The sequence below is a fragment of the Piscibacillus halophilus genome (assembly GCF_900110685.1).
In the GTDB taxonomy this organism is placed as follows: Bacteria; Bacillota; Bacilli; order Bacillales; family Alkalibacillaceae; genus Piscibacillus; species Piscibacillus halophilus.
Genome location: NZ_FOES01000057.1, coordinates 1 through 12,797, shown reverse-complemented (window position 1 = coordinate 12,797; position 12,797 = coordinate 1). Strand labels below are relative to the sequence as shown.

Sequence of the window (12,797 nt, the reverse complement as noted above, 5' to 3'; positions counted from 1 at the left end):
TGGACACCCTTGCCATTAGCTAACAGTTCCTACTGCCAGGCCTGTAGTGGACTTTCACCACCAAGTTATAGCCCATGCCGGGCACACATTAAAAATCCGTAGTCAAAAAAATGACTACGGATTTCTAGAATTATTTATTCTTTTTACTAAGTTCTTCACGATCAATCGAGCGTGGTGGTTCTTCCATCCAACCATTTTTTATCATAATTCGAGCACCATCATCGGCATACTTTAGTAATTCAGTTAGTAACCTTGAGTAATTCAATCCAATATCACGACGTGGGTTTGAGGCTACCGCAGACCCATAGTAGGAAATACTTAACCCAATTAATGCACAAGTATAGAACATCATCTTTCGATCGGAATAAACATAAGCAGTTGAATCTGTTACTTCTGCGTGCCATGTCATTGGCTCAGGAACATCAAATTTTTTCAAGTAAGATCCAAATATTTCACAGTGTTTATTCGCAATTTCTTTTCCTCTTAAGAAAAATTCAGCAACCTCTCGATTCTTTGTCACCTGGCTATATCCCATCATTGTTACCGCCCCAAGTGCATTCCTTTCATAATTAGCATAAAAATTCATAATTTCAGAACCTGTTAAAGGACGTTTTTCTTTGAAATAACCAGATATAAACCCTTCATCTTCAATGTATTCAGAATGACTAGGAATAGGTAAATATGGTGATCTTTGATAAAGCCCTTTGTTGAGTAATACTGACTTCGTTCGATCAACTAGCTCTATCGATTCTTCAATACTATTGTGGAAAAAACTAAAAACATCTTCCCTGGCTGCAGAGTTAAGGGCATTACTAAAATAATTCACTCCTATCTTTCCCATTTGATGCACCGTTGTTATATAGTAAACATCTGTGAAAAGCCTAGGAGCTGTGGGATCAACGTCTTCTTGAAGATTAAAGCCATTAGGAATTGGATAATTTTCTTGATTAAAAAAAACTTTAATTTTCTCCACTCGGGATTCTGATATTTCTAGTGATCTTTGGAGAACTTCCTTTATTCCAGAATCCTCAACATGTTGAAGCTGGTGATTCAACTGACAAATCGCAGCGGTATCGTTTAAGTAAGTATTCCATAAATTGGTCGTTTCTGCTGCTGTAAGATTGTTCAATCCATTAGTGCCCATAAAAACCCCTCATTACATACTAATATTTTAAGTATAATTTACCCAAAAACTTTAAACATATTAGAAATAATAAACACCGAAATGCAGAGATCGCATTTCGGTGTTGGAAAAATTTATAATATTATTGCTGACCTTTTTTAACAAAAGAAGCAACTTCAACTGTACGTTTAGCTTGATGCTTAACTGATTCTTCAACATCTTCTACCATATTACCTTCTTGATCGACTGTTACACTCACACCGTACGGATTACCGCCAGATGTGAATTGTGCTGGAGTCGTGTAGCCAGGAGCAGCAATAATTGCGCCCCAATGCATCATTGAAGTGTAAAGAGTTTGTACAGTTGCTTCTTGACCACCGTGTGAATTTGAAGCTGAAGACATCGCACTTACGACTTTATTAACAGTCTTCCCACTCGCCCATAGGCCGCCTTGCATATCTAAAAACTGTTTCATTTGAGATGGTAAGTTACCAAATCGAGTTGGTGTACTAAAAATAAGAGCATCTGCCCATTCAATATCGTCTGAAGTTGCAACAGGAACATCTTTAGTTGCTTCATAGTGCTCTTTCCAAGCTGGGTTTGATTCAATTGCTTCTTGCGGTGCTAATTCCTCTACTTTAAGTACTTTTACGTTTGCACCCGCTTCTTGAGCTGCTTCTTCAGCCCATTTAGCTAATTGATAGTTCGTACCAGTTGAGCTGTAATATACAATTGCTAGGTTGATGTTTGACATGTTGAAATCCCCTTTCTAGTTGTTTGCTTACTTTTAGTAAGTACATAGGCTATTGTAATAGCGGGTTATCTTCAAGTCAAGATAATTACCTCATTACATTTCTTTTAATGGTTACCTTTTCTCAAGCATTAACCATGTATAACCTTAGCAAATGTAATTCATTTTATGCACTTTTACGACCTTCTTGGGCTTTTTTAACCACTTCCATACAGTTATAAATTAATTGATCAAATATACGATCCCAAGATTGTGTTAGAGCATACTGTCTAGCGTTATTCGCAAACTGTTTACGAAGGGCTGAGTCTTCGAGTAAACGAATGGTTCCTTCAAGCAATTCATTTGAAGAGGCGCATGCATAACCTGTTTTGTCATGTTGTATTAAATGCTTAACTCCTCCTTGATTGGAACCTATTACGGGAAGCCCTGATCCCATAGCTTCCAGGACAACATTCCCAAAGGTTTCAGTAGTAGAAGGGAAAATAAATAAGTCGCTTGAAGCATAAACCATGGCCAACTCCTCTTCCTCAAGAAACCCCGTAAAGGTTACTTGGTTCATATTTTGTTGTTTCAATTGTTTTAAAAGAGGTCCGTCTCCAACTATTAACAAGTGAGTGTCTTTTTTTAAATGTGGTGGTAATGACTGAAAAGTTTCTATGACAAGAGGGACATTTTTTTCTGGAGATACTCTCCCAACGTATAACAAAATATTTTTCTCTTTGATTTGATATTTTTTTCTCATCCTTAAGGAGCGTTTAAGTGGGGTAAATAATCGATGATCAACACCTCTTCCCCAGATGTTGATTTCGTCATGGATCTGATGCTGTAATAACTTATTTTTTGTACTTTCGGATGGAACGAAGATTTTCTCCATTGGGCGGTGAAACCACTCCATATACTTCCAAATCCAATTTTTCATAAATTGAAGGTGATAATAATTTAAATAATCATCAAAATGAGTATGGTATGAGGCAACCATAGGAATTTGGAGCTTTTTACCGTAATGTAAACCTTGTAGGCCTAAATTAAATGGGGTGGCAATATGAATGAGGTCTGGTCTAAACTCTTGTAACGTCTGCTTAATATAAACTGGATTCGGTAATGCTAAACGACAATCTGGATAAAGAATAAAAGGAAGGCTCTTAAAACGTTGGACATGTGGGACGGCAGGCACTAGTGATTGACTTTTAGGAATAAACAATTGGTACTCAATTCCACGTTCCTCTAAGTAGTGTGTGTACTTACTTAAAGTCTTAGCTACTCCATTTACCTCAGGCACATAAGTGTCTGAAAAAATAGCAATTCTCATCAATCATTCCCCCAATATAATTTCTCACTACTATCCTATCAATTTTTCTGTAAATTTAGTGTTTAGGTTTTGTAAATTTTTAGCACTAAAACTTCATAAAAGACTTACACTAAATATATAAAAATTAGCTTAAAATGATAGTGAATAGAACATTAAGGGAGTGTTTTAAATGAACCGCATTGTTACTTGGATTGTAGACAATGATACGTTAGCATTCCGTTACGTTAATCATCGATTAAGATGTCGCTTTTTTGATTTTCTATTACCGAAAATTACACATTTAGGTGGAGCTACATTAGCCATCTCATTCCTCATCCTTACTTATTTTTTATCTTCTTCCACTGTTCAAAGATGGACAATTGAAGCCTTTATTTCTCTAGTATTAAGCCATATATTAGTACAAATTATTAAAAGACACTATAGTCGTGTACGCCCATTTGAACTATTGAAAGAAGTACATTTGTGTACCAATCTTCTAAAAGACTATTCTTTCCCTTCTGGTCATACAACCGCTGCATTTTCAATTGCTATTGTCTTCTCTCTTTATTCTTTATCTTTCGCATTAGTATTGTTACCCATTGCCATACTTATAGGGTTTTCAAGAGTATATATTGGACTTCACTATCCAACTGACTGTTTTATTGGCGCCTTAATTGGTACCGTAACAGGACTCTTAGTCGTCATCTATTTGTGAATACAACGATATGACGAGTTATTTCCATAGGCTTCTCTTCAGTAATTAAATGACCAGCTTGTTCAAAGACGACTAACTGAGAAGATTTCAATTCTTGATGCAATCTCTTTCCAACTCGTAATGACACAACTTGATCCTCCTTCCCCCATAAAATCAAAGAAGGATGGTCAATCAGTTGTAAATCTTTTGAAGATAAATCGCCTTCTCGATGGCGAAGTAGCCTAATCAATGAATGATAAAAAAGCTTATCTGATAAGGGTCTCTTATATTCTGTTATCATTTGATCTGTAATAAGAGAGTGGTCATATAAAACATTCTCTAATTCTTGTCTAACATCATGTTTGTTTACATGATGATGAACATAAATCGGAAAAAAAGGTAAATAAGAACACCAAATGAAAAGTCGATTTGCACGTTTCAAATAACCAGAACTATTTAATAACACAAGCTTCCTAACTCGTTCCGGATAATTTTTGGCAACATTAAGAACTATTTGACCTCCCATTGAATGTCCGACTAAAAAAGCTTGATCGATATTAAAGTGATCCATACAATGTGTGACCAACTTAGCATAATTTTCAAAGGAGTAACGAAACTTTTTAGACTTTTCACTTCGTCCAAAACCAGGAAGATCAATCGCTAACACTGAAAAATATTCAGCTAATAAAGGAATGACTTTATTAAAGGTATATGTAGAGGACAAAAAACCATGGATTAATACAATTGGTGGTTTTTCGTTAAACACATGTTCACAATATAAATCAACATTCATAACTTGAACCGTTTCTTTTTGTACTTTCATGTAATTGGCTCGCTCTCTTTCTATAATGGTTATCTCTTATCATTACCCGTATTTTTACCATCAATCATTTCAATTAAGACAAATTAAGTGAAAAAATGTTAGACTGAATAACAAAAAGATCGGAGGAGCCGTAATCTATGAAAAAACAATTAATTTTAGCCTCTTCCTCACCTAGAAGACAAGAGCTACTTAAACAAGTCCATATCCCTTATTCAATAAGAAAACCCGACGTTGATGAATCACAAATTAAAGTTCAAAATCCCTTTGAAAAAGTAAAACAGCTCGCCCAGCTTAAAGGGCGACATGTTGAGATTTTGGATTCTAATGAAGTGATTTTATCTGCTGATACGGTGGTATCTTTTCAAAATCAAATTTTCGAAAAACCTAATAATCGAGAAGAAGCTTATAACATGATTTCTGACTTAAGCGGAAGTATACATGAAGTTTATTCGGGGGTTATGATTCGATCACAAGATCACGAAGATGTATTTGTTGAAAAAACAGAAGTCGAATTCTGGCCGTTAACAAACGAAGAAATGAAGTGGTACGTCTCAACAAATGACCCTTTTGATAAAGCTGGTGCATATGGTATCCAGAGTATCGGATCCATGTTCGTCAAACAAATCAAGGGTGATTATTATAATGTGGTTGGACTACCTATTTCAAAAGTCGTTAAGGAATTAAAGGAATTTGGAATAAAACCAAAATATATTTCATAAGGGGCTCAGATCAGCCCCTTATTTTTATGGTTACTCCTGATATTGGTGGTATATCATTCATATCGAAGCCTGACTTCTGGTCAGGGAAAACATACTCTACATCGTTAAGAAAATAATCTAATGTCACTCTCATAATATCAATTGTTATCCATTCTCCCGCACATCGGTGACCCATATCGAATTCACCACCACCTTGAGGGATGAAATCAAATGGACTTCCCTCCCAATCTTTAAATCGACTAGGGTTAAATTCGTGCGGTTTTTTCCATATATTCGGGTCATGGTTCGTTCCATAAAGATCTAATAGTGTCATTGTATTTTCTTTAAATTGATAACCTTTCCACGTGAAATCTTTTTTGACCCTAGCGATAGCAGCCGGAAAAAATGGATAATATCGACGAACTTCTTGTATAAAATGCTGGAGATTATCATGACTTTGACGAGCATAATCAGCTTCTTCAGGATGTTCATAAACAGCGAATAAGGTTAAATCAACATAAACTGAAATCGCCACAATGGGTCTTAATAAGTTTAATACTTCTACAGCGACCACATGTGGATCCAATAACTCACCATTTATATCCTTGTGCCAAGAAAAATGATACAGCGCTTTCGTTTGATCTACTCTTATGGAATCATCACGAATTTTCTTCACAAGACCTTCTATTTTATTCTCTAATTGAACACGAGACCAACGCGATTTTAGGTGCTTAGGTCCAATATTAGACGCCATTTCAAATAGTGGACTTAAACTTGAAGCCCAATCTTCAGCTTCATCATTTTTAAAAGGAACTCCAGTCCACCGCAATGCAACTCGAGTTAAAACAATTTGAGCGGCATCATATATCTTGATTTCATCATTAGAGTTCTCTAATAATCTTTTCCATTCTTTCTTTGCCAAGGATTGCACTTCTTCTAAAGAAGCTTCAGTCATGAAAGCCATGAACATCGCTTTACGATGACGGTGCTCTTCACCATCAAGACCCTGAACTCCACCTACTCCTAACAATGTTTTTTGAACTCTTGAAGGGGCAGCTTCTTGACGAAAAAAACGACTATTGTCATAGAATAATTCCGCCTCTTCTTTTCCAACTAGACAAATCGCCTTCTCACCTAATAACCTTGTCTGAATAACACGAGAATCAAATTTGTTTGCACGGTTTACAATAAAATGATAGCCTTCCTTAAGTAACTCAAGGGTATGATCTAACCCAGGTTCCTTAGGAATTTTATGCTGTTCTTCACTCATAAATAAATCCTCCAAATTGTTTGCTAGGAATAGTATTCCCTTAATTTCAGAGAGAGTAAACCATGTTTATAAAAACAACCACTTACAAAGTTGTAAGTGGTTGCTTTTTAACTAGTTCTTTTCCTAACTTTTGTCATCCTCCATATTAGAAATACTAATGGTAATATAGCGCCCATTAGAATGTTCATCGGAACATAGGATTGAAATAGAAATTCATTGATTTCCTCGTAATTTTTAGCAAAAAGAATGGAGCCAACTCCAATTAATCAAGCAAATGGAATTACTAATGGATGATAGGTTGTTAGCCTAAAAACTTGTGCTGTACCAAGTGCTAACCCGTAATAAAATAAAGATATTCGAATCATCAATCCTACGGTCCAAAAAAGAATTGCGATTGCATCGAACCGATTGATCACCTCTCCAGCCTCAATATAACGGACTTCTGAGAAAGTTGGAAATGCCATCTTGGCAGCTTCAACTGGACCGAACATGGCAACAGGACCTGTTATTGGACCTAAGAAGAAAATCAGCGTAATAATTGCTGCCCATACACCCGTCTTTACTAGTTTTTTGCTCAAAAAGCTCTCTATCAAGGTATTTTATAACCTATTTCTTATAAAAGTTTTGACAATACGCAACTATTTAGGAGGGGAATATAATGAAATTAAAAAACAAAGTGGCAATTGTTACAGGTGCAGCTTCAGGGATGGGAAAAGCCATTGCAGAATTATATGCAAGTGAAGGTGCAAAAGTTGTCGTTGCTGATCTAAACCATGATGGTGCCGAATCAGTTGCTAAAGGAATTAAAAATCATGGCGGTATGGCAACAGCCGTCGAAGTTAATGTTGCTAATCAAAATGACATCGACAATATGATTGAAACGGCTGTTAACGAATATGGAACATTAGATATTCTAGTGAATAATGCGGGGATTATGGATGGGTTTGAACCTGTAGGAGACATTCTGGATGAACGCTGGGATTTAATTTTTGATGTTAATACAAAAGGTGTCATGAGAGCCATGCGTAAAGCACTACCTATTTTCTTAGAAAAAGAGAATGGAGTAATCATTAATACAGCTTCGACAGGTGGTTTTAATGGAGCGCATGCAGGAGCAACATACGGCGCTTCTAAACATGCCGTCATTGGACTTACAAAAAACACAGGTTATATGTATGCACAAAAAGGTATTCGTTGTAATGCCATTGCACCTGGGGCTGTTGAAACTAATATTTCCTCCTCCATGCAAAACGTGAATCAGTTCGGAATGGAACGCACGAAACCTGTACAAGGCGTCATTCCTCGAATTGGACAACCTGAGGAAATAGCTAAAGTAGCCTTATTCTTAGCATCAGATGATTCAAGCTTTATCAATGGAACTGTTGTCACAGCTGATGGAGGCTGGACGGCTGCATTCTAGTTACATATTATAAATGAGGTGCTTCACAAAAATCGAAGCACCTCATTTTTTCTGGAAATTCTTCCAAAATTTAACTTGATTTAATTTGATTAACAGCCAAATTGACTGGCCATTCTTCTTCCTTTTCTGCCATATCCCAAAACATATACTCATATAAACTTGTTTTAACCACAATCTCTTCCAATTCTACCAATTCACGTTCGGGTTTACCCTCAGCAAGTTGATTCATTAAGTCCTTACATTCTTCCGTTAACTTCGTAAACTCTTCAGACGAATACATTTGAACCCAATGTCCATAAAATTCATGGTCGACGGAACCTGGCCAGTTTGCGAGTTCTTTACCGATAAAGTTATAACTCCATGCACATGTCAGTAGAGATGCCATTACATGCTCAACACCTCCACGATGTGATACATTTAACATATAACTCGTATAAGCTGTCATCGTTGCCCCTGGCTCTGTTTCTTCTAACTCCTTGGGTGTAATACCAAATTGACTAGCATATTCACGATGAAGGTCCATCTCTACCTCCAGTGTGTTATAAAGAAGCTTCGCAAATGTCGTCATCGTTTCTAAATCCTTTGCTTTCACACTCCCTAATGCCAATAATCGGCTATACTCAATTAGATATACGTAATCTTGTTTTAACCAATGTTTAAATTTATTCTTTTCCAACCATCCTTCACCAAGCCCCTTTACAAACGGGTGATCTAAATAAGAATTCCATATCGTATCTACTCGTTTCCATAATCGATCTGTAAATAATGTACTCATCATTTTTCCCCTCTCAAAAAGATTGTATTGTTGCTGAGATTTTAAATCTACTTATTCCCCCCTTTCCTTTATAAGGGAGCATAAAAAAACCCACCACTAGAGTATAGGGGTGGGTAAAATTAGACATAACTAGTCTATTATTTTCACCTTCACTTCCCTACGCTAGTGTTAACTAGATCAGGTTCAAAGGGTCGATCAAATCTCTCAGCATCTAAAATGCTCCCCTAGTGAATCGGTATAGCTATTAAGTTTTTTCAATTCTAGTATAGACATACTTAAGTAAATAAGCAAAATTTTCTTGTGTCTATAAATCCGTATTGTCTTTAGCTTTTTGAAATAATACTTCTGGAATCATCTCAAAGCCTTCGATAACCGTATTTTCTTCAACTTCAAGCATTAAACAAACCTTACCATTCACTTGAACTTGACGAACATACTTTAAATCTTGTGGACTAACAGAGATGTCTGCAATTTTAGTTTTTATTTTAATTGATTTTTTATTATATTTTGGTACGATGTTACTTGCTTTGAACTCATATTTCTCGTCATCGATGACGGTTTTAAAAGCAGATTCTACTTTTTCTTGATCCACATCTTTGACCCCACTACTTTTTAAAACCGTTTCAACATCTTTGTAATCTAATTTCGGTGGATCCTCTTCTTCATTTTCTTCCATGACTCGGTTAATTTCTTCATAAACATTTGAAAGGGTGGATGTATTAATTTGATCACCTGTCACCTTTTTGACAACTTCTTCGAAAACGACTTTGTCCTCTTGAGCTGTCATGATTTCTTCTGCATTTAATACGTCTTCTATAAAATGATAATCCAGTTCATTCGCTTTTCCCGTCGAATAAAGTACATGATTAACATCTGAAGCATTGTCCGTCATGCTAGGGAATAAAAACCCTGACACTGGAGCTTTCAAATTGATTACTGGATCGACGACAATATTATACTTAAACTCCTTTTCTACATAATCAAACAGTAATTCTTTTTTCGGGTCTTGCGTTTTATTCATACTACACAGGATAAAAGGGTGAGAGTATACCGCGTCTCGTTCACTTTCCTCCGCTTCATCATTTCTTGGCTTCATTGGAATTCTATATTCCCCACGAATAAAGGTAACGACAATATCCATTTCATATTGATGATCCTTCAACATTTTTTCTACAAGCTGAAGCATATAGTTAGTCCATTCTTCTGTATCTTGACTTAATAACCCTTGGTGTAGGATTAACTGGCTGCTATTTTCAACATCACGTTGGAATTTTAATTCGAATAATTTTTCGTCCAGTTGACCAGTTAAAACTTTTTTAAAATTGTTCATAAAGAGCTCTTTCTGTTCTTCTTCTAACAAATCAAATGATAGACTTTGATGATGATAGATTTCACTCGATTCTTTCATGATGTACACATTAAAAATTTCTCTAATATTTAATAGATCATTATCTAATTTAAATTGTTTACGAATATTTGCGATATCTTTTTTATTCAATGACATGTCACTCCTATGATGATGTTCTTAACATTACTTCGAATCATACTGTCTCATTTTATCATAGATATTACTGTTTTCTGCTAGTCACTCATCATTCTCGTATTACAAAATTGTCACATCCAAAAACAAATTGTTAGATAAATCGATGTTTCAACACCATAGTATCTGTTAAGTTAAGGCTAACAAATGTTTGAAAAGGAGTGCTCAAAAATGGAACAAATTCTCTTCATCGCATCCATGTTATCGTTGGGATTAAGTTTCAGCACCTTTATTTTAGGGATCTTTAAATTTCGTTTAACGGATATTTTCACCTCTAAATATGCCAAGGCTTCTCTTTTATTCTTATTGGTTTATGTCGTAACGTTTATTCCATATGTCATTCTTTCTAACTAATAAACCATTTTAACGTAAAAAGGACAGGATTATCTGTCCTGTCCTGATTTGATGTTATTTAGTTTTTGGTATTTCGTGCTGTCGATTTAGCCTTACCTCTTCTTTGTTCATCCGGACGCTTACCTTCACCATTACGTTTATACTTTGGCGCTTTTGAATCTTTCGTCATGTAAATTCCTCCATAAACTTAAGTTAGTTTTTATCGTAACCGTAAATGTGAGGATTATGTACATGCGTTACTCCCCTTGATGGTTGTTGTTTCTTAACCTGTTTTAAGGAGGCAACAATTAAGAAGCTAACAATCACTAACAAGAGCCAAGAACTAACTTTTCCTAAATGTACGAGGCTCCATGCATTCGTTTGATAAGGATATTCCCAGGCTCCAAAGAAGGTCGCAATATTTTCAGCAACCCAAATAAAGAATCCAATCAACACAAATGAGAAAACAATCGGCATACGATAAGTTTTACGACCTACTTTGTATGTTACCCATGACTTCCAAAATACTATGATTACCAATCCAGACAACCACCAACGAACATCGATCCAATAATGGTGCGTAAAGAAATTTAAATAGATTGCTCCAGCTAGAGGCACAACTAAGTTTAACGGTGGCCAATCGACTAAGTTTACATCAAGTCTTCTCCATGCCTGGCACAGGTAACTTGCAACACTTGCGTACATAAATCCACTATACAAAGGCACACCAAACACTTTAGAATACCCCTCTTCAGGATAAGACCAGGACCCCATATGAACTTTATAAATTTCTAAAGCAAGGCCAATTATATGAAACAATGTTATCACTTTTAATTCATCTTTTGATTCAAGTCCAGAATACAACATCCACCATTGCATCAAAAGACATATAATGAGTAACCAATCATACCGAGGCAAAAGTGGAAGTGGAATTATTTTTGTGATGGCCAACGATGCAAAAATAACTACTGGAAACAAACACGATAAAGCTTGCATCCAACCAAATCGAACTAGTTGTTTCAATGCTCTCATAAAATGAGCCTCCACAGAATGTATTTACACCTTGATTATAGACAATTATTTATTGAATTACAATAAATAATTTCTCTTTTTCAACATCCATTTACCCATGATTGCTATTATGTTTGAATTTAAAAAAGGCTTAATATCTTTTATGGGAGGTTGTCTCAAACTTATGGGACATATTATTAATTTTATGAGATAAAAAATCATATTTATGGGACATATTTTGGAATTTATGAGGTGAAAAATCGTGTTTATGGGACGTTCAATCTTTTTTATGATCTATTTCAAAATTATTGAGTCGTTCAAAAGCAATACTAATAAAAAAAGATTCTTACTTCTAAATAGGAGTCTAAACTCTTTCCATTCTAGCACCATTTTATTTACGAAAGCCTTTTTACTCATGTTTCACTTGAAGTTGAACAGTCAATAAACTAGTATTATTTTCAATATTTGCGTTAATATGGAATTTTAAGTATGATTTAATTAAATATTTCGAAAATACATCTAAGGGAGGTAATTAAAAGGGGAATTATGTTTAAGAAAGTATTATATTTGATAGTGAGCGTGGTATTGGTTGCTTCGGTATTAGGGATGATCCGTTCCTATGCCTTGTTAGGAAATGACGAACTTCCTAACTTTTATTCAAGTGATTACACTATTGAAGAGCGATTTGCTTATGAATTACATACTGTTGTGGATGGTATTTTGTGTGACTGTGAAGAGCAGTACATTTTTCCCACAGAAGCTACCATTCAAAATGCCATTGAAAAACGGGTCCCTCATTTAACATCTATTGACAAATCTAAACTTGAACAAGCCAAACAACTAGCCGAAGAATACGTTAATAGTCCATATAACAATGTTGGTGAATTAAGTAGACAATTGAGCGCATTAAAAAACCAACTAAAAAGTAGCGACAACGAAAAAGAAACCGAAGAGGAAATAGAACGTATTGAACAAATGTGACCGTCAAGTAAAATTGAACACTTTTTGCTAATTAATTTTGTACACTTTCTTCCTCAAAAATGGAAGTTCTGTTCTTCATTCGATAACTAT

At 35.4% G+C, this 12,797-nt stretch carries 14 protein-coding genes and 1 riboswitch; of the genes, 5 read left to right on the top strand and 9 right to left on the bottom strand.

The features are described from left to right. Positions 1-130: 130 nt before the first annotated feature. The 3 genes from BMY57_RS14860 to BMY57_RS14850 all read right to left on the bottom strand — a co-directional run bounded on the left by BMY57_RS14860 (position 131) and on the right by BMY57_RS14850 (position 3,183). On the bottom strand, positions 131-1,144 hold the full coding sequence (locus BMY57_RS14860; RefSeq protein WP_091776020.1) for a DUF3231 family protein: 1,014 nt from the start codon (positions 1,142-1,144) through the stop codon (positions 131-133). Between the two features lie 121 nt (positions 1,145-1,265). Next, positions 1,266-1,877 carry an NAD(P)H:quinone oxidoreductase gene (gene wrbA, locus BMY57_RS14855; protein WP_091776017.1) on the bottom strand — a complete coding sequence of 204 codons (612 nt, stop codon included), beginning with the start codon at positions 1,875-1,877 and terminating at the stop codon, positions 1,266-1,268. 163 nt (positions 1,878-2,040) lie between these two features. Beyond that, positions 2,041-3,183, bottom strand: coding sequence for a glycosyltransferase family 4 protein (locus BMY57_RS14850; RefSeq protein WP_091776014.1), 1,143 nt, complete (start codon positions 3,181-3,183; stop codon positions 2,041-2,043). Between the two features lie 169 nt (positions 3,184-3,352). Between BMY57_RS14850 and BMY57_RS14845 the strand changes: the two genes are divergently transcribed. Continuing rightward, positions 3,353-3,877, top strand: coding sequence for a phosphatase PAP2 family protein (locus tag BMY57_RS14845; RefSeq protein ID WP_091776012.1), 525 nt, complete (start codon positions 3,353-3,355; stop codon positions 3,875-3,877). Here the strand turns inward: BMY57_RS14845 and BMY57_RS14840 are convergent. Next, positions 3,864-4,679, bottom strand: coding sequence for an alpha/beta fold hydrolase (locus tag BMY57_RS14840; protein ID WP_091776009.1), 816 nt, complete (start codon positions 4,677-4,679; stop codon positions 3,864-3,866). The two genes, BMY57_RS14845 and BMY57_RS14840, sit on opposite strands and share 14 nt — an antisense overlap. Before the next feature lie 137 nt (positions 4,680-4,816). Between BMY57_RS14840 and BMY57_RS14835 the strand changes: the two genes are divergently transcribed. Then, the gene (locus tag BMY57_RS14835; protein ID WP_091776007.1) at positions 4,817-5,398 is read left to right on the top strand and encodes a Maf family protein; all 582 of its coding nucleotides are present in this window, start codon (positions 4,817-4,819) and stop codon (positions 5,396-5,398) included. Between the two features lie 10 nt (positions 5,399-5,408). On the opposite strand, the gene BMY57_RS14830 is transcribed toward BMY57_RS14835, so the two are convergent. Then, positions 5,409-6,647: a cytochrome P450 gene (locus BMY57_RS14830; RefSeq protein WP_091776004.1), complete on the bottom strand. Its 1,239-nt coding sequence runs from the start codon at positions 6,645-6,647 to the stop codon at positions 5,409-5,411. 266 nt (positions 6,648-6,913) lie between these two features. Beyond that, positions 6,914-7,225 (bottom strand): GerAB/ArcD/ProY family transporter, encoded by a 312-nt coding sequence (locus BMY57_RS14825; protein ID WP_177176401.1) that lies wholly within the window; start codon positions 7,223-7,225, stop codon positions 6,914-6,916. A gap of 80 nt (positions 7,226-7,305) precedes the next feature. Here BMY57_RS14825 and BMY57_RS14820 point away from each other — a divergent pair, with 80 nt between their 5' ends. Beyond that, the gene (locus tag BMY57_RS14820; protein WP_091775997.1) at positions 7,306-8,067 is read left to right on the top strand and encodes an SDR family oxidoreductase; all 762 of its coding nucleotides are present in this window, start codon (positions 7,306-7,308) and stop codon (positions 8,065-8,067) included. Between the two features lie 70 nt (positions 8,068-8,137). Here the strand turns inward: BMY57_RS14820 and tenA are convergent, their stop codons facing one another. Together tenA and BMY57_RS14810 are read right to left on the bottom strand one after the other, a co-directional pair. After that, positions 8,138-8,842 carry a thiaminase II gene (gene tenA / locus BMY57_RS14815; RefSeq protein ID WP_091775994.1) on the bottom strand — a complete coding sequence of 235 codons (705 nt, stop codon included), beginning with the start codon at positions 8,840-8,842 and terminating at the stop codon, positions 8,138-8,140. A gap of 137 nt (positions 8,843-8,979) precedes the next feature. Further along, a riboswitch (TPP riboswitch) is annotated at positions 8,980-9,078 on the bottom strand. Between the two features lie 68 nt (positions 9,079-9,146). Beyond that, positions 9,147-10,340, bottom strand: coding sequence for a DUF4317 domain-containing protein (locus tag BMY57_RS14810; RefSeq protein WP_091775991.1), 1,194 nt, complete (start codon positions 10,338-10,340; stop codon positions 9,147-9,149). Positions 10,341-10,553: 213 nt separating this feature from the next. Between BMY57_RS14810 and BMY57_RS14805 the strand changes: the two genes are divergently transcribed. Beyond that, positions 10,554-10,736: a hypothetical protein gene (locus tag BMY57_RS14805; RefSeq protein WP_091775988.1), complete on the top strand. Its 183-nt coding sequence runs from the start codon at positions 10,554-10,556 to the stop codon at positions 10,734-10,736. A 192-nt stretch (positions 10,737-10,928) separates the two neighbouring features. Here BMY57_RS14805 and BMY57_RS14800 read toward each other — a convergent pair whose 3' ends face one another. Further along, positions 10,929-11,747 carry a DUF817 domain-containing protein gene (locus BMY57_RS14800; protein WP_091775985.1) on the bottom strand — a complete coding sequence of 273 codons (819 nt, stop codon included), beginning with the start codon at positions 11,745-11,747 and terminating at the stop codon, positions 10,929-10,931. A 525-nt stretch (positions 11,748-12,272) separates the two neighbouring features. On the opposite strand from BMY57_RS14800, the gene BMY57_RS14795 reads away from it, so the two are divergent. Further along, positions 12,273-12,707 (top strand): hypothetical protein, encoded by a 435-nt coding sequence (locus tag BMY57_RS14795; RefSeq protein WP_091775982.1) that lies wholly within the window; start codon positions 12,273-12,275, stop codon positions 12,705-12,707. Positions 12,708-12,797 lie beyond the last annotated feature (90 nt).